This window comes from Acinetobacter sp. 24-47-64 (genome assembly GCF_057737055.1).
Map to the genome: position 1 here is coordinate 2,261,974 of NZ_CM173215.1, position 19,008 is coordinate 2,280,981.

The 19,008-nt window shown below is 38.7% G+C and carries 10 protein-coding genes; 5 read left to right on the forward strand and 5 right to left on the reverse strand.

The window, feature by feature from the left end:
- Positions 1-121 precede the first annotated feature (121 nt).
- Positions 122-562: a universal stress protein gene (locus AC1M85_RS10810; protein ID WP_488213060.1), complete on the forward strand. Its 441-nt coding sequence runs from the start codon at positions 122-124 to the stop codon at positions 560-562.
- 32 nt (positions 563-594) lie between these two features.
- On the opposite strand, the gene AC1M85_RS10815 is transcribed toward AC1M85_RS10810, so the two are convergent.
- Positions 595-918: an MGMT family protein gene (locus tag AC1M85_RS10815; protein ID WP_488213061.1), complete on the reverse strand. Its 324-nt coding sequence runs from the start codon at positions 916-918 to the stop codon at positions 595-597.
- A 105-nt stretch (positions 919-1,023) separates the two neighbouring features.
- On the opposite strand from AC1M85_RS10815, the gene AC1M85_RS10820 reads away from it, so the two are divergent.
- Positions 1,024-1,986: an alpha/beta fold hydrolase gene (locus AC1M85_RS10820; protein WP_488213062.1), complete on the forward strand. Its 963-nt coding sequence runs from the start codon at positions 1,024-1,026 to the stop codon at positions 1,984-1,986.
- Between the two features lie 96 nt (positions 1,987-2,082).
- Here AC1M85_RS10820 and AC1M85_RS10825 read toward each other — a convergent pair whose 3' ends face one another.
- From AC1M85_RS10825 to AC1M85_RS10840, 4 genes are all read right to left on the reverse strand, one after another.
- Entirely contained in the window at positions 2,083-10,818 is an 8,736-nt protein-coding gene (locus tag AC1M85_RS10825; protein ID WP_488213063.1) for a BapA/Bap/LapF family large adhesin, read from the reverse strand.
- A gap of 577 nt (positions 10,819-11,395) precedes the next feature.
- Positions 11,396-12,895, reverse strand: coding sequence for a cation:proton antiporter (locus AC1M85_RS10830; RefSeq protein ID WP_179998547.1), 1,500 nt, complete (start codon positions 12,893-12,895; stop codon positions 11,396-11,398).
- Positions 12,896-13,100: 205 nt separating this feature from the next.
- Entirely contained in the window at positions 13,101-14,000 is a 900-nt protein-coding gene (gene ypfJ, locus AC1M85_RS10835; protein WP_092767025.1) for a KPN_02809 family neutral zinc metallopeptidase, read from the reverse strand.
- Between the two features lie 55 nt (positions 14,001-14,055).
- Positions 14,056-14,979: a DUF808 domain-containing protein gene (locus AC1M85_RS10840; RefSeq protein WP_092767024.1), complete on the reverse strand. Its 924-nt coding sequence runs from the start codon at positions 14,977-14,979 to the stop codon at positions 14,056-14,058.
- A 202-nt stretch (positions 14,980-15,181) separates the two neighbouring features.
- Between AC1M85_RS10840 and trpS the strand changes: the two genes are divergently transcribed.
- The 3 genes from trpS (at position 15,182) to AC1M85_RS10855 (ending at position 18,947) form a co-directional block, all read left to right on the forward strand.
- Positions 15,182-16,195, forward strand: coding sequence for a tryptophan--tRNA ligase (gene trpS, locus AC1M85_RS10845; RefSeq protein ID WP_092767023.1), 1,014 nt, complete (start codon positions 15,182-15,184; stop codon positions 16,193-16,195).
- Positions 16,196-16,580: 385 nt separating this feature from the next.
- A complete protein-coding gene (locus tag AC1M85_RS10850; RefSeq protein WP_488213064.1) occupies positions 16,581-17,219 on the forward strand; it encodes a YqiJ family protein in 639 nt (212 codons plus the stop codon).
- 18 nt (positions 17,220-17,237) lie between these two features.
- Positions 17,238-18,947 carry a flotillin family protein gene (locus tag AC1M85_RS10855; RefSeq protein ID WP_092767021.1) on the forward strand — a complete coding sequence of 570 codons (1,710 nt, stop codon included), beginning with the start codon at positions 17,238-17,240 and terminating at the stop codon, positions 18,945-18,947.
- The last annotated feature ends 61 nt before the right edge of the window (positions 18,948-19,008 follow it).

Consider the following 19,008-nt stretch of genomic DNA (forward strand, 5'->3'; position numbering starts at 1 on the left):
AAATTAAAAACAATAACTTAATATAAAAAACCATAGCTTTACACTTGGTTTTATTTTGAACAATTTAGGTCTATGATGAACTTATACACTTTTAAATAGAACGGTTAAAAAGGAGAACAACATGAGTTATCAACATATCCTTGTTCCAGTGGATGGTTCAGAAGTAGCACTCAACGTCGTTCAGCATGCTGTTGAATTGGCTAAAGCATTTAACAGTAAAATTACTGTTGTTCAAGTGATGACACTCGATCCCTATATCGCAGCCGAATATCTCTCAGATGGGCAGTCAAATCTTTTAATTGAACGAGCACGAAAATTTATTGAAGATAACCTAGCTCAAGCTAAGGCAAAGTTTAATGAATATGGAGTAGACGTAGAGACAAAAATACTCGAAGGAGAAAGTATTCACCGTACCATAATGAAGTCAATTGATGAGCTTAATATTGATCTGATTGTTATCAGCTCGCACGGTCGCTCAGGATTCAAGAAATTAATTATGGGCAGTGTCGCACAAAGCCTCATCACTGAAGTCAATGTACCTGTTTTTGTCGTAAAGCAATAATAACTGATAGCTCCGTATATCGTCATACGGAGCTACTCGAACCATCCAAAAACCTTGAAATCTATTTTGCCATTGTTAAACACAACCCCCTCTTCAAGCAATCTAGCTTCCTGGCAATTAAAACCTTGATCATCCAAACGCTGATGACTAATTTTACCTTGTGCATTAATGACACGATGCCAAGGCAAGTCGCTACTCACATCTAATTGATTCAAAACACGACCAACCAAACGGGCATGTTTAGGCAGTCCTGACATCGCAGCAATTTGACCATAACTGGCTACTTTCCCATAAGGAATTTGTGATACTGTGGCCAAGATCAACTGTGCCATTTCCGCTGATACTGATCGATTCATCAATAATTGACCTATAGTTTATCGGATGATTGATTTGAGCAAATGCATTTCATAACAGACTCACTTAATCTAAATTTGCACAATAACAATACACAGAGAAATACAATGAAAAGGATATTTTCACACTTACTTGCTGCTTCAATTGCAGTCGGTACAATCTCTATTACATCGACGACTCAAGCCGCGCCAAGCAGTATAAATATACAAAATATTTTACAACAAGAACGTGCTTGGGCTGGACTGAATACCAAGCGCATTAAAGTCTCCGACATCGATTGGGCTTACAGTGAAGGTGGAACCAAAGGCAAATCAGTACTTATGCTTGTGCATGGTCTTGCAGGCAGTCGGGATAATTGGAACCGAGTCGCTCGCTATCTGACACCACATTATCACGTCATTATCCCTGATTTACCTGGACAAGGTGATAGTAAAGTAGCTGCAGATTTTGATTATTCAATTCCAAATCTAACCGAAAAATTACGTCGCTTTGCCGAAGCCATTCATGTTGATCAAAATCTAAATGTTGCCGGTCACTCCATGGGCGGTGCTGTAGCATTACTTTATGCAGCTCAGTATCCAATCGATACTAAATCATTACTACTCATTAACAGTGCAGGTGTATTTAAATCTGCCAATACGCCTTACTTAAAAGACCCAAACTTACTCAAAAATTTTATCGTTTCTAAACCTGGAGATTTTGATCGATTATTTAAAATTGCTACGCAGCAACCTCCATTTATACCGAACGAACTGAAAGTCGAACAAGAAAAGCTCATGATATCCAATGTTACGAATAACACGAAACTCGTTGAGCAACTTATTCTCATGTCCAAATCATTTACACCTGAAACATTTGCGCTAGCTGCTCGTTCAATCGATCAACCAACACTCATCATTTGGGGAGATCGTGATCAAATTATTAATGTAGAAGCTGCAGCTGAACTGAAAGGATTACTGAAAAATGCTCAAGAGCCTATCATCTTAAAAGGTGTAGGTCATACACCAATATTGGAACAAGAACAAATCCTCGTACAACATTATTTAAATTTTCTTAATCTACTCAAATAAGTTATAGACAATGAATGGGACATTTTAAATGTCCCATTTTTTTTATTCTTGAATAAAAAAAGAGGAACCGAAGTTCCTCTTTTTCACATTAGTCTATTAGAACAACAAGTGGTTTTTGTTCAACAAGTCTTGAAGTGAAACATCAGTATTGTTGAAAGTAATTAGGTCAACCTTGTTATAAGTTGTACCTGCGCCATCACGATCAATACTTAACTTCGTATTGTTTCCGTCTTTCTCGACAAAGATGAATTTATCAATGTTTTGAGCAGTTGCACTATCAGATAACAACTCAGAAACATCAATCTTCACATTGCTGCCTAATTGGAAGTCATTGATTGTGTCAACGCCATTACCACCGTTATGGCTGTTGTCATTTAACACATTAAAGATCAACTTATCCAAACCTTTAGCAGAAACTGTTTCATTCAAGTAAGTAGAATTAAACTTACCTGCTGTTTCATTCGCCAATGCATCAGCATCATTCGCGTTTGCTTCTGGTGTGAATTTGCTCCAAGCCAATGGTGAACCTGATTTAGAATCAATTTGAAGTACTAATTGAGCTGTATCAGACTTACCAGTTACAGGATCAGTAATCGTGTATTTAAATACATCCGTTTTACCAATCGCGTTAAGGTTTGCATTTGGCTTATAAGCGTATGTACCGTTTGCATCGATAGTTAATGTACCAAACTCACCTTTAATTGTTGTTGCACCATTAATCGCAACACCATTTACAGCTTTCACAACAGCACCGGAAACTACAAGATCTTTACCATGTATAGGATCAAGATCAGTAATCACATTACCCTTCGCTTCAGTGATTGACTTCACTACAGGCGTTGTACTTGTATTAGTTTCTTTAATTACTAAATTAGTCTGTACATAACCTGGTAAAGAAGCAAGGTTACCATTACTCATTTCTATGCAATATTTACCTGCAGGTAAATCTTCTAAATTGATATGAGCAACTTCTCCAAATAAGCCGATGAAATCAAATAATCCTGCAGATTTATTATTGGCAATTGGTACCCACTTACCAGAACTATTTTGCTGGTAAAGAACAATTGATACTGAGTCTAATAATGTTCCCCATGATGCTGATTTTACTTGAAGCTGCACATCTGCAGTTTTGTTTGCACCAATTGTAAACTCTGTAGCACCACTTGTTTTACCAATCGCAAAACCGGCGAAGCCAATCAACCAATTATAAGAAATTGCATCTTTAATGAATTTCTCTGTAACAGGATACTCGTATTCAATACCAGCTTTAGCAACATTATCAATGGCATCCAACGGAATGTTTGGAGCAGTCACTTGACGTGGTGCAGATTCACCCGCTACATCCGAAGCGGTCACATATACATTTTGTCCATCGTTTAAACTTGGTATCAACTTAATTGAGTAGTTTCCATTGCTATCCGCAGTGGTTGTACCAATCACGTTGTTGTTTGCATCTTTTACTTTAACAGTTGATAAAGCTTGTGCAGTACCTGTTACTAATGAACCATCTGCATTAAATGTTGCCGTTGGCGCATCTGGAGGAGTCACATCCAAATCGAAGCCGATGCTTGATGAAGGACCGACATTTCCAGCTTCATCAATCGCTTTAGCTTCAACGATAATTGTACCTTCTGGTAAATTATTGTTGATTGGATATGTCCAATTACCATTTTGATCAGCAGGAACAAGTGCAGAATCAATAATTCGACCTGTAGAGTCCTTAATCACTAATTCGACAGTAGTATTCGCTTCAGCTTTACCTGTTAATACTGGTTTCAAGTCACTTGGATCTGTAATTGGATTAATAATCACAGCATCAGGAGCTTGAGTATCAACTGTTAATTGCTGAGTTTCAGTTGTTTTGTTCTTAGCTAAATCAGTAGATGTTACTTCAACTGTGTAATTTCCATCCGCTAAATCTCTTGGCGGTGTAAATGTCCAATTGCCTGAGCTATCTACAGAAGCTGGTGCATCTACAACAGTATTTCCATTCTTATCTTTGATCACGACTTGAACTTTAGAATATTGTTCAGTTGAACCAGAAATTGCTGGAGTAGTATCGTTTGTAGGATATAACTCTTCAACTGACAAATCAGGTGAAAGTGTATCCACTGCAAACTTTTGAGTAACTTTAGCACCACTATTGCCTGCTTTATCTCCTGGTACAGCTTCCAATACATATACACCATCGGCTAAAGGCTCAGAAGGCTTATAAGACCATCGATCAGCTGTCAATATTGCAAGACCACTGGAAACCACCACACCATTTTGATCCTTAATTTCAACATTAACTTGTGATGGATTATTCTGAGTTTTACCACCAAAAGTTCGTTGCGGATTGTTAGTGTAGTTTAATGATGGATCAACCGCCGTTACTTGAGCTGCTTTTACTACTGGTTCAGCTACAAATAATGAGCGTGCAGCGAAAGCAGAGAATGCAGCAATTTGAGGCTCAGCAGCTAATGATACTGCCTGTACAGATGCAGCTTCACTCACATCCCATGCAGCTTCTTCATCATCCCAAGGATCGATATCTAACCAAGGATCATTATCATCTTCCCACGGATCAATATCGATATCTGGTGGTGTCAAGTCGATTACAAAATCTTGTTCAGTTGGATTACCTACGTTTCCAGCTTCATCCTTAGGAGTAGCTTCGATTTTGTAGTCACCTTCTTCCAACTCAGCTTCTGGCTTATACGACCATTTACCATCTTCTCCAACTTCAACAGTTGCCTTCTCTTCGAAGCCATCTGGACCAGTGATCACGATATCCACTAGCGAACCTTTCTCACCTGTTCCTGTAATTTCCGGTTGAGGATCATTCGATTCGAAATCATCACCACCAATTGGATCAATAGTAATGTCAGAAGGAGGTGTTGTATCAACTTCTAACTGTTCTTTAGAAGTATCACCTTTGTTACCCGCTTTATCAGTCGGAGTTACTTCAATATCGTAATGACCTTCTGGTAATTCTTCAGTCGGTGTATACGTCCAGTTACCTTCTGGATCAACTTCTGCTTTACCTTCAGAGACAATTTCACCGTCTTTGTCTTTGATCACAACATCAACTATCGCTCCTGGTTCTGTTTTACCAGTAATTTCAGGAGTGGTATCGTTTGTTGGCTTAAGCTCATCGATGGTTAATTCAGGCGCTACTGTGTCAACCTCGAAGCTCTCTGGCTGAGATTCACCTGTGTTACCTGCTTGATCTGTTGCTTTTGCAACCACGTCATATTCGCCATCTGCCAATTCAACTGATGGTGTATATGTCCATGTGTCACCTGTAACTGTCGCTGGACCTTCTGCAACAACTTGACCGTCTTTGTCTTTAACAACGACATTTACTGTTGTTCCTGGTTCAGTTGTACCTGTGATTTCTGGTGTTGTATCGTTTGTATCCGCAATTGGATCAATCGTTACATCGGTATCAGATGGTGCAGTTGTATCTACAGTTAATTTGCCATCCGCAGTTTCAGTAGCAGTATTACCCACCGCATCTTTCGCTTCAGCTTTAACTGTATATTCACCTTCTGGTAATTCTTCAGTCGGTGTGAACGTCCAGTTACCTTCTGGATCTACAGTCGCATCACCTGTTGCTACAGGGTTGCCATCTTTGTCTAAGATTTCAACTTTTACTGTTGCACCTGGCTCAGTCTTACCTGAGATTGTTGGTGTAGTATCGTTTGTTGGCTTAAGCTCATCGATGGTTAATTCAGGCGCTACGGTGTCAACCTCGAAGCTCTCTGGCTGAGATTCACCTGTGTTACCTGCTTGATCTGTTGCTTTTGCAACCACGTCATATTCGCCATCTGCCAATTCAACTGATGGTGTATATGTCCATGTGTCACCTGTAACTGTCGCTGGACCTTCTGCAACAACTTGACCGTCTTTGTCTTTAACAACGACATTTACTGTTGTTCCTGGTTCAGTTGTACCTGTGATTTCTGGTGTTGTATCGTTTGTATCCGCAATTGGATCAATTGTTACATCGGTATCAGATGGTGCAGTTGTATCTACAGTTAATTTGCCATCCGCAGTTTCAGTAGCAGTATTACCCACCGCATCTTTCGCTTCAGCTTTAACTGTATATTCACCTTCTGGTAATTCTTCAGTCGGTGTGAACGTCCAGTTACCTTCTGGATCTACAGTCGCATCACCTGTTGCTACAGGGTTGCCATCTTTGTCTAAGATTTCAACTTTTACTGTTGCACCTGGCTCAGTCTTACCTGAGATTGTTGGTGTAGTATCGTTTGTTGGCTTAAGCTCATCGATGGTTAATTCAGGTGCTACTGTGTCAACCTCGAAGCTCTCTGGCTGAGATTCACCTGTGTTACCTGCTTGATCTGTTGCTTTTGCAACTACGTCATATTCGCCATCTGCCAATTCAACTGATGGTGTATATGTCCATGTATCACCTGTAACTGTCGCTGGACCTTCTGCAACAACTTGACCGTCTTTGTCTTTAACAACGACATTTACTGTTGTTCCTGGTTCAGTTGTACCTGTGATTTCTGGTGTTGTATCGTTTGTATCCGCAATTGGATCAATCGTTACATCGGTATCAGATGGTGCAGTTGTATCTACAGTTAATTTGCCATCCGCAGTTTCAGTAGCAGTATTACCCACTGCATCTTTCGCTTCAGCTTTAACTGTATATTCACCTTCTGGTAATTCTTCAGTCGGTGTGAACGTCCAGTTACCTTCTGGATCTACAGTCGCATCACCTGTTGCTACAGGGTTGCCATCTTTGTCTAAGATTTCAACTTTTACTGTTGCACCTGGCTCAGTCTTACCTGAGATTGTTGGTGTAGTATCGTTTGTTGGCTTAAGCTCATCGATGGTTAATTCAGGCGCTACGGTGTCAACCTCGAAGCTCTCTGGCTGAGATTCACCTGTGTTACCTGCTTGATCTGTTGCTTTTGCAACCACGTCATATTCGCCATCTGCCAATTCAACTGATGGTGTATATGTCCATGTGTCACCTGTAACTGTCGCTGGACCTTCTGCAACAACTTGACCGTCTTTGTCTTTAACAACGACATTTACTGTTGTTCCTGGTTCAGTTGTACCTGTGATTTCTGGTGTTGTATCGTTTGTATCCGCAATTGGATCAATCGTTACATCGGTATCAGATGGTGCAGTTGTATCTACAGTTAATTTGCCATCCGCAGTTTCAGTAGCAGTATTACCCACCGCATCTTTCGCTTCAGCTTTAACTGTATATTCACCTTCTGGTAATTCTTCAGTCGGTGTGAACGTCCAGTTACCTTCTGGATCTACAGTCGCATCACCTGTTGCTACAGGGTTGCCATCTTTGTCTAAGATTTCAACTTTTACTGTTGCACCTGGCTCAGTCTTACCTGAGATTGTTGGTGTAGTATCGTTTGTTGGCTTAAGCTCATCGATGGTTAATTCAGGTGCTACTGTGTCAACCTCGAAGCTCTCTGGCTGAGATTCACCTGTGTTACCTGCTTGATCTGTTGCTTTTGCAACTACGTCATATTCGCCATCTGCCAATTCAACTGATGGTGTGTATGTCCATGTATCACCTGTAACTGTCGCTGGACCTTCTGCAACAACTTGACCGTCTTTGTCTTTAACAACGACATTTACTGTTGTTCCTGGTTCAGTTGTACCTGTGATTTCTGGTGTTGTATCGTTTGTATCCGCAATTGGATCAATCGTTACATCGGTATCAGATGGTGCAGTTGTATCTACAGTTAATTTGCCATCCGCAGTTTCAGTAGCAGTATTACCCACCGCATCTTTCGCTTCAGCTTTAACTGTATATTCACCTTCTGGTAATTCTTCAGTCGGTGTGAACGACCAGTTACCTTCTGGATCTACAGTCGCATCACCTGTTGCTACAGGGTTACCATCTTTGTCTAAGATTTCAACTTTTACTGTTGCACCTGGCTCAGTCTTACCTGAGATTGTTGGTGTAGTATCGTTTGTTGGCTTAAGCTCATCAATGGTTAATTCAGGCGCTACTGTGTCAACCTCGAAGCTCTCTGGCTGAGATTCACCTGTGTTACCTGCTTGATCTGTTGCTTTTGCAACTACGTCATATTCGCCATCTGCTAATTCAACTGATGGTGTATATGTCCATGTATCACCTGTAACTGTCGCTGGACCTTCTGCAACAACTTGACCGTCTTTGTCTTTAACAACGACATTTACTGTTGTTCCTGGTTCAGTTGTACCTGTGATTTCTGGTGTTGTATCGTTTGTATCTGCAATTGGATCGATCGCTACATCTGTATCAGTTGTATCTACAGTTAATTTGCCATCCGCAGTTTCAGTAGCAGTATTACCCACCGCATCTTTCGCTTCAGCTTTAACTGTATATTCACCTTCTGGTAATTCTTCAGTCGGTGTGAACGTCCAATTACCTTCTGGATCTACAGTCGCATCACCTGTTGCTACAGGGTTGCCATCTTTGTCTAAGATTTCAACTTTTACTGTTGCACCTGGCTCAGTCTTACCTGAGATTGTTGGTGTAGTATCGTTTGTTGGCTTAAGCTCATCGATGGTTAATTCAGGTGCTACTGTGTCAACCTCGAAGCTCTCTGGCTGAGATTCACCTGTGTTACCTGCTTTATCTGTCGCTTTTGCAACTACGTCATATTCGCCATCTGCCAATTCAACTGATGGTGTGTATGTCCATGTGTCACCTGTAACTGTCGCTGGACCTTCTGCAACAACTTGACCGTCTTTGTCTTTAACAACGACATTTACTGTTGTTCCTGGTTCAGTTGTACCTGTGATTTCTGGTGTTGTATCGTTTGTATCCGCAATTGGATCAATCGTTACATCGGTATCAGATGGTGCAGTTGTATCAACTTTAAATGAGCCATTAGATGTCGCTTCACCAACGTTACCAGCTTTATCTTTCGCTTCAGCTTTAACTGTATATTCACCTTCTGGTAGTGCTTCAGTCGGTGTGAACGTCCAGTTACCTTCTGGATCTACAGTCGCATCACCTGTTGCTACAGGGTTGCCATCTTTGTCTAAGATTTCAACTTTTACTGTTGCGCCTGGTTCAGTCTTACCATTAATTTCAGGAGTTGTATCACTAGTATCTTCTAGAGGATCGATTGTAATTTCCGGATCGATTGTATCAACTTCAACCGTAGTTTTAGCAGGTTGACTTACATTTCCTACCGCATCACGAGCTGAAGCCTCGACACTATATGTACCATCTGGTAATGCTTTAGATGGCTTATATGTCCAGCTACCATCGGCTGCAACATTCACAACTGCAGATTGAACAACCTTGCCAGCTGCATCCTTGATTTCAACACGTACTTGTGTTGCACCATCTTCAGTTTTACCTTTAAAAGTAGGCGCATCAATGTTAGTAAGTGGTAACTCTTCAATCGTTACTTTAGGTGGAGTAATATCCACAGTAAAGCTTGAAGTAGCGACTTTACTATTACCAGCCGCGTCATATGCTGTTGCTTCTAGTTTATAGTCACCTTCAGCTAATGTTACAGGTGATTTAAACTGCCATTTACCGTTGGTCACTGTAGCAGGACCTTCTGCGATAATCTTACCTGAACTATCGCGAATCACTACTTTTACGCTCTCACTATCTTTAGTGGTTCCCGTAAATGTAGGAGTTTGATTTTTAGTTGTAGTCACTGGATTATTCTCCGATTCCGAAAGAGTATTTGCGATTGCAGCGATTGCAAAAGTTGATTGATTCGTTGCTGTATCCCAACCCTCAGGTTCAGGATCAGTAGGGATTGGATCGATGTCTATGTCTGGAGGAGTTAAGTCAACATTGAATTCTTGTTTTTCTTCTTCACCTTTATTTCCTGATTTATCAATAGGCGTTACGATAACTTCGTATTTACCTTCATCCAGGTTTTTCTCAGGTGTATATTCCCATTTACCATCTTTATCAACAGGAACAGTTTCTTTATCAACCACGTTCCCATCTTTATCTTTAATTTCTATTTCAACATTAGATTCTGGCTCACCTTCACCTGATAATTTAGGTGTTTCTGAGTTTGTTTCACCCTTATTTCCAATTTCATCAATAGTGATGTCTGATGGTGGGACAGTATCAAGCGTGATTGTCTTAATCGGTGATTTATCACTTTCTTGACCACTTACAGTTTGTGTGACAGAAAGCTCATAGATACCATCTTTTAAATCTTGATCAGGTGTAAAACTCCAATCACCATTAGACAATGCAACCGTCTCACCAATTAGTTCATCGCCATTATAGATTTTGATGATTGCACCAGGTTGAGCTCCAGAACCTTTGATTTCTGGACGAGCATCATTTGTTACACCACCATCAGCAACTTCACCGATATGCTCTGGCACATCATCAATGACGATTGGTGCATTTAATAATGCACTTGGCTTTGGCTGAGGCGTAGGATTAGAGTCAGAACCATTATCTGCGACTGCTGCAATTGCACCAGCTGCACCAGCACCAATTAACCAAGGGAGAATACCACCGATAAAATCATCGGAATAAAGAAGAGGTTCGATTTCTTCAATTGGGTAATACAGAATTGTTTCTGCAATTGAGCCATCTTCATTGGTAAATTTAACCCAATAAAGTTGACCACTTTCATCTTGGAATACGAGGCTGTTATCAGCAAATGAAGGATTGAAATAGTTTTCAATCACAATCACTTCACCATTACGCAAATTGATTAGAGCATTATTATTATCACGAGTGATTGAAGCTACATCATCTTTAGATACTTGAACGACAACTACAGAGTTTTCGTTAAGCCCCACTTGACTAGAGTTGACATTCTCTAATACCTGATGACTCTCTTTAGATATTACGGAGATATTAGCCATGGTAAATTCTCACTTATAAATTTTATTTTTATCGATCTTTCTACATCTAAGATACAAAAAAGATAGACACTATTATCTATAAGTGAGATTTATATCACATTTTTAAGATTTAATGCGAATAGATTTTGCGTATTTTATCAGCTTTTTGTAACCGCTCATCCACAATCAAAATATATCTTTTATTTACAAATACTTATGACATAAGAATTAATATTTTTACTTACTTTTAGGATATTTCAGGTCACCAAATTTCAAAGGCTTACTTATCATAATTTCTGCTATATTTAGCTTAACTACATACGGTAACTTGCTCACCTAACATTTTAATGTTAGTAAACTAGTATACTTTTCATTTTATATTGAAAATTAATACTAACTTTTTAGTAAGTTAAGAAATAAAATTTGCTTTAAATATGATGTAATTTTCACATATTAATTTTATATTTCATCGATAAAATTCTGCGTAACTGAATAAAATATTTAAACAATATCACTGTTATCTTCTGCATTGATCATGCTTAATTCATAAAAAAAAGAGCAAGCACTATCATGCTTGCTTCAATTAGATATAATTTTTTTAGAAATTTTCTGGATTTTCTAACTTCTTCACCTCTTCAGCTTTAGCGGGATGATGGACGATTGCCACACCATCATCAGAAGTCCGATCTAATATCACTTCAGGATTATAAATCGTAATAATCTCATTACCTTTACTATCTTCACCAACAATATATTTAAATCCTTTACGATTAAGCTTATTACATAATCGCTGATATATTCCCTTTAAGCCCTCTTTTTCCTCATTAGGGTTGTAATAGAAAGCATTCATGACTGCTGGCAAACCTAAACCACATACTACGCCCGATAATAAAACAACAATAAAAGTATAACCAATCAAGATACTACTGTATTGCCTTAACTCTGGGACATTAGCAACCGCAAGAATTAGAGCCAATGAAATCCCCCCTCTTACTCCCCCCCATGATAAAATTGCTAGGCTACCGTTATAGCTTTTCTTACGAAACGATGGGAAAAATGCAAAAGCCAGAAAGTTCGCAGCAAAACGTGAAATATGTAAAATTACAAATGCGATAATACCGCCAAGTATCATGCTGGCATTAAGATCAAGAATAAACAGCTCTAAACCAATTAAAGTAAATAAAAAAGAATTAATGATACCTTCAACTGTATGCCAAAAGTGATTTACTTCTTGGATTTCACGATTTTGTAAAATTTCTTTCCATTTATTACCAACAATAAGTCCACCAATCACACATGCGATTGGTGCTGATGCATGAGCAAATAAAGCAACCAAATATGAACCACAAGCCAGTAAAGCTGTCGTTAGGATTAATGATTCCATTTCATGCTTCCCGCGAAGCAATCGTAAAATCCCCCAACCAAATACCAAACCAATAATTACAGCTACCACAATTTCATAAAGGAGTGTTTGTAGTGTCAGCAACAGACTAAAATGCTCGCCTTCAAGCACATTCAACAATGTCATAAATACAGCGATACACATTGCATCATTGAACAGTGATTCACCCTCCAATTTCACCATTAAATGATGTGGTGCACGTACAGAACTGAGTACCCCTTTGATTCCGATTGGATCTGTAGCCCCTAAAGCAGAACCGAGTAATAAAAGTACGAGTATTGGTACAGGGTTACCAATCAAATATTGAAATCCAAATAATAATCCACCAAACAATGCTGCACACAAAACCAAAGCAATAGTGGCAAGAATACTAATTGGCTTCCAATACACTTTTAGATCAGACACTTTAAATTTCAATGCCGACGATGTAAGAATGAAGCAAATAACACCATTTACGAGAAAATCATAAAAATCAATATGACGAACTGCTTCTTCAATATTTGCCAAATTAATGGTGATAAAACGATTATCCCCTAATAAATTGGCAGCCCATTGCAGAATAAAGACAAAAATTGCTGAAACAATTGGCACCCCTATCGCTTGGGGAAAACCTAGAATTCGTTTATTGAATATGGTGGTGGCAATTGAGAGGGCAAAAACCACTGTAAATACTTGGAGAAAAAAAAAGTTGCCCATTTTGCACTCTATGATATGTTTTATTTAAATGAGATCATTTAAATTTTAAATGAAAAAACTATAGCCATTTATTTATTTTATATAAAGAATGTTTACTCGCAATCCCTTTTTTTTTAAAGATGTGTAGCCTTCCTAATAAATTATTCCATTAGCAGGCTACATGTATTAACTTTGCAAAAAAATCAATCGATTCTGCTTGGTAGATTTAGATTGAGGTATTGAATGTATCACATTGGTTCACATCACCTGTTTTCATGCCACGATCGAACCAATACATTCTTTGTTGGCTTGTGCCGTGGGTAAAGCTATCAGGAACCACATGTCCTCTAGCCTTTTTCTGAAGATAATCATCACCAATCTTATGCGCCGCATCCATTGCCTCTTCAACATCACCTTGCTCCAAGAATTGAGTTCGTTGATGTGTATCTTTTGCCCACACACCAGCTAGACAATCAGCTTGCAATTCCAAACGGACTGATAATTGGTTCCCTTGAGCTTCAGTAGCTCGTTGTCTAGCTTGTTGGACTTGAGTTGAAATACCTAAAAGATTTTGAATATGATGTCCGACTTCATGCGCAATCACATAAGCTTGTGCAAAGTCACCAGCAGCATTTTGTGTAGATAATTCTGATTGATTTCGTTCACCCGATATACCCATTTGCTGACGCATATCTTTAAAAAAATCAGTATCAATATAGATTTTTTGGTCTGCAGGACAATAAAATGGCCCCATCGCTGACTGGGCTGTACCACAGCCTGAATTGACTACACCACTAAACATCACTAGTTTCGGTGCTTGGTATTGCATTCCCTGTTTTTGAAAAACGGTGGTCCATGTATCTTCAGTATCAGCGAGTACCGTACCAACAAATGCCGCTGTTTCTTGTTGCTCGGGTGTTGGGTTTTCAATCCCTATCGCTTGTTGCTGATTGTTAGAAGTCACTTGTTTAGTTGCCTGATAGGCTTGTTGTGGATCAACCCCAAAAAATTTCCAAGCAACAAATGCAACAACTAAACCGAGAATACTAATTCCACCAGCTTTAGCCCCACCGCCTCCACGGCGATCTTCTAAATTACTACTTACTCTCCGGCCTTTCCAACGCATAATCTCAGCCCTTTTTAATCATATAACTTCATATAATACGTTATTTCATCAAACTCTAAACTTTTCTAGCGTTCCATAGTTTTTGTATTCCTGAAACAACGACCAAAACGATAAGTCCTGCAATAAAACCTATGACAAAGTTTAAGAGCGTCGGGGTTAAAGCACCGATGATACTGCCTACATTTGGAATATGTTCAATATAATCGACTGAATCTTCAGTAAAGTGATGAAATAATGGAATGGTATGATTAATAATACCGCCACCAACCAAGAACATCGCGATTGTTCCGACAATGGTTAGTGTCTTCATAAGTTTAGGCGCAAAAGCAAGTAAGCCCTGACCAATTCTTTGTTTCAATGTAGACGTTTGCTTGACGAGATAAAATCCCAAATCATCAATTTTAACAATCATAGCAACCAAACCATAAACACCAATCGTCATTAAAATTGCGATGACTGACAAAACTGCAACCTTAATTCCAAAAGTAGCTGCTGCAACTGTACCCAATGAAATCACGATAATTTCAGCAGATAAAATAAAGTCTGTTCGTATCGCGCCTTTGATTTTATCTTTCTCAAAAGTTGCTAGATCTACATTTAAGTTTTCGAGTTCTTTTTCGGCCTGTTCAGATGTTTTAGCTTTTTTATGGTGTAATGAGTGAATTACTTTTTCTACACCTTCATAACATAAAAATAATCCACCTAACATCAATAAAGGATTTATAAGCCAAGGTGCAATCACACTAATTAATAATGCTAATGGAACCAAAATTAATTTATTAACAAATGAGCCTTTTGCAACAGACCAAACGACAGGCAATTCACGGTCGGCTTTCACACCACTAACTTGTTGAGCATTGAGTGCTAAGTCATCACCCAATACACCGGCCGTTTTTTTTGCAGCCATTTTACTCATCAGCGCAACATCATCAAGAATGGTGGCTATATCATCTAATAGCACCAATAAACTATTTGCCATTATTGTTATCCTTCTTTGTTTTTTGGAATTTTATTCTTCTATTTCAATTTATTCTGTATCAACATTATTAAAAGTATCTCAAATAAGGTGTTTTTAATTCGATTCTTTCGATGCTTTATGCTGACATAAAAAAAAATAATGCCGTACAATATTGCGAAATTTTAAAAATTCAGCCCTAGTGTTGATGACTTTGGTATAGAAAATGAGTAATCAAGATAATCGCCCTGTTATTTTGACAGGTGACCGTCCAACTGGACAACTTCATTTAGGCCACTTTGTCGGTTCTTTACGTTCACGAGTAGGTTTGCAAGATTCCCATCACCAACATCTATTATTGGCTGATGCACAAGCTTTTACAGACAATGCTGATAACTTCGAAAAAGTTAGACGTAATATTATTGAAGTTGCAACTGACTATCTCGCTGTTGGGATCGACCCGACAAAAACAACAATTTGCGTTCAATCAAGCTTGCCAGCTTTGAATGAACTGACCATGCTTTATTTAAACTTTGTCACAGTTTCAAGACTAGAACGAAATCCTACGATTAAGTCTGAAATACAAATGCGTGGGTTCGAGCGTGACATCCCAGCTGGATTCTTATGCTATCCAGTTGCTCAAGCAGCTGATATCACTGCTTTTAAAGCATCGATTGTGCCCGTGGGTGAAGACCAAATTCCAATGATTGAACAAACAAATGAAATTGTTCGTCGTTTAAATCGTCAGATTGGTCAAGAGCTTTTGCCTGAATGTAAGGCACTGCTATCGAATGTTGGTCGATTACCAGGATTTGATGGTAAAGCTAAAATGTCTAAATCATTGGGCAATACAATTGTTTTAGATGCTTCTGATAAAGACATTAAAAAAGCGGTAAATGCTATGTATACAGATCCTAATCATCTTCGTATTGAAGATCCAGGTCAGGTGGAAGGTAATGTTGTATTTACTTATTTAGATGCTTTCGATCCAAATCCAGAAGAAGTAGCAGAGCTTAAAGATCACTATCGTCGTGGTGGTTTAGGTGATGGCACAGTCAAAAAACGCCTTGAAGGTGTTCTAAAAGAGTTGATCACGCCTATTCGTGAACGTCGTATGGAGCTTGCTAAGGATCCTGATTATATTATGGATATCTTAAAAACTGGTACTGACAAATGTCGTGATATTACGCAAGCAACATTGGATGAAGTTAAAGCAGGATTAGGTGTTTTTAAATTTTAATCCCTAAAAATAAGCAAACTTAAAGCCGCATCACATTGCGGCTTTTTTTATGGTTATTTATTAGTCTATTTAAAATTAACCTTCAATTAAACTTATTAACGTAATCTTACACGTTTTAACCCGACTACCAATGAGTTGCTAAATGAAATTGAATATCATTTAATTACTGTTATGAATACCCCCAAAATTCATAACATTTCTCCTTAACCGAAACTGTGTAAGCAGATTCGTTGTTCTGCGCAGTGATCACCCCAATCACTGCGTATTTTTTATGTTGAATCCATTCAAAATGAAATCAATATTATATAATTGATAATTACGTCACTTTATTTTATTATTTTGATTAAAATTTGATAAAAATTCTAATATCTATAAGAGACTACCCATGTGGGACATGTTTATAAATCCGTCGAACCTATTCTTCAGTATTAGTATCTGCTTGATGTTTTTTATAGGCATTCTTGAAGTCTTTCTATTAATAACAGGTCTCAGTATTCAAGGATTTTTAGAGCAATTTCTACCTAGTTCATTAGATTCTTCTCCTGAAATGATCGTTGACCATCAATCTAGTATTTGGATGCAATTTTTAGATTGGCTTTATCTTGGACGTATTCCTGTATTAATTTGGCTGATCATCTTTCTCACGACCTTTTCAATTGTTGGCTTCTTAGCCCAATCTATCATCCATCATGTATTTGGATCATTTTTAACAGTCTGGCTCATTACTCCACTGGTACTTGTGGTCTGTATGCCATTCGTACGGCTATTCTCAAGATGGATAGCAAAAATCATCCCTAAAGATGAAACCACAGCAATTCATAGCGACGATTTAATTGGACTTCGAGCAGAAATCATTTTAGGCACTGCTCGACTGCACTATCCTGCGCAAGCAAAACTCAAAGATCGCTTTGGTCAAACACATTACATTTTGGTCGAACCTGAAGCTGACGAAATATTCGTACAAGGTCAGCAAGTCTTACTTACACAACGTAGTCTCAAAGGCTTTCAAGCAATTTCACAATAAATCAACTTAGAGAAAAAAATGTTTAGTTCAAGTTTTTATCAAATTATTATAATTGCAGGACTTATTCTCATTGCACTGGTTGTCATCGGAACCATTATTGCACGACTATATAAACGCTCTAGCAAGGAAGTTTCATTTGTCAGAACTGGATTTGGTGGGGAAAAAGTTATACTAGGAGGTGGTGCAATTGTACTTCCTGTTTTACATGAAGTCATTCCTGTCAATATGAATACCCTTCGCTTAGAAGTTAAACGTGCAGCTGATCAAGCCTTGATTACGCGTGATCGAATGCGTGTAGATGTGATGGCTGAGTTCTATGTTCGTGTTAAGCCAACAGCTGAATCGATTGCTACCGCAGCACAAACTTTGGGTCAAAAAACCATGTCACCAAATGAATTAAAAGATTTGGTTGAAGGTAAATTTGTAGATTCCCTGCGTGCAGTAGCAGCAGAAATGGCTATGGAAGAGTTACATGAAAAACGTGTCGACTTCGTTCAGAAAGTTCAACAAGTAGTTTCAGAAGATCTGTTCAAAAATGGTTTAGAACTCGAAACTGTATCTTTAACAGGACTTGATCAGACCAGCTTTAAATTTTTTAACCCACAAAATGCATTTGATGCAGAAGGTTTAACAAAATTAACAGAAACTATTGAAGATCGACGAAAAAAACGTAACGATATTGAACAAGATGCTGACTTAGCCATTAAAGCGAAAAATTTAGAGGCTGAACAAGCACGCCTTCAAATCCTGCGTGAAGAAGAATACGCAAAGATGCAACAAGAGCGTGAAATTTCGATTCGAAAAGCTGAACAACTTGCTGAAATTGCAACGCAAGAAGCTGCCAAAAAGCGTGAGGCAGAAGAAGCCCAAATCGCTGCAGAACGTGAAATTGAATTAAAACGTATTTCAGCTGCACGTGATGTCGAAAATCAAAATATTCAAAAAGCACAAATTATTGAACAAGCGCAAGTAGAACAAAAGAAAACCATTGAACTTGCGGAACAAGATCGCGCAATCGCGATTGCCGAGAAATCTCGTGCTGAATCTGAAGCCAAAGCACTTGCTGACCAAGCTCGTGCGCAAGCAGTGAAAGCTGAGGAAGAAGTTGTGACTGTTCGTGAAACACAGCGAGCTGAGCGTATTAAAGCGGTTGAACTTGTTGCTGCAAAACAGGCTGCAGAAACTGATGCTATTTCAATTACTGTGGCTGCCGAGGCATCAAAACAAGCTGCTGTAGATGAGGCTGAAGCTGTGCGTACTGCGGCTGAAGCAGAAGCAGAAAAAGTTCGCCTAAAAGCTAAAGGTGAAGCTGATGCTAAAATTTTATTGGCTCAAGCTTTAGAAAAACAATACCAAGTCGATGCTGAAGGGACACGCGCAGTCAATGAAGCAAATAATATCTTGTCGAGTGAACAAGTTGAGATGCAAATTCGTTTGGCGCTTTTAAAGTATTTGCCTGAAATCATACGTGAAAGTGTTAAACCAATGGAAAATATTGATGATATCAAGATATTACAAGTGAATGGTCTGGGTGGCATTACTGGCGCCACAACTTCAGCTGATCAAGCAGATCAATCACAATCTGTTGCACTTTCAGACCAAGTGGTGAATAGCGCACTCAGATATCGTTCACAAGCCCCTCTTATTGACAGCTTAATGAGTGAACTCGGTATTCAGGGTGGAGACATCAACGGTCTTACACAAAACCTAAAACCTAAAACCAATTAATGATAAAAGCCCTGATTTTCAGGGCTTTTATTCGCTTTACTGCTAGCTATTGCTTTTCTTA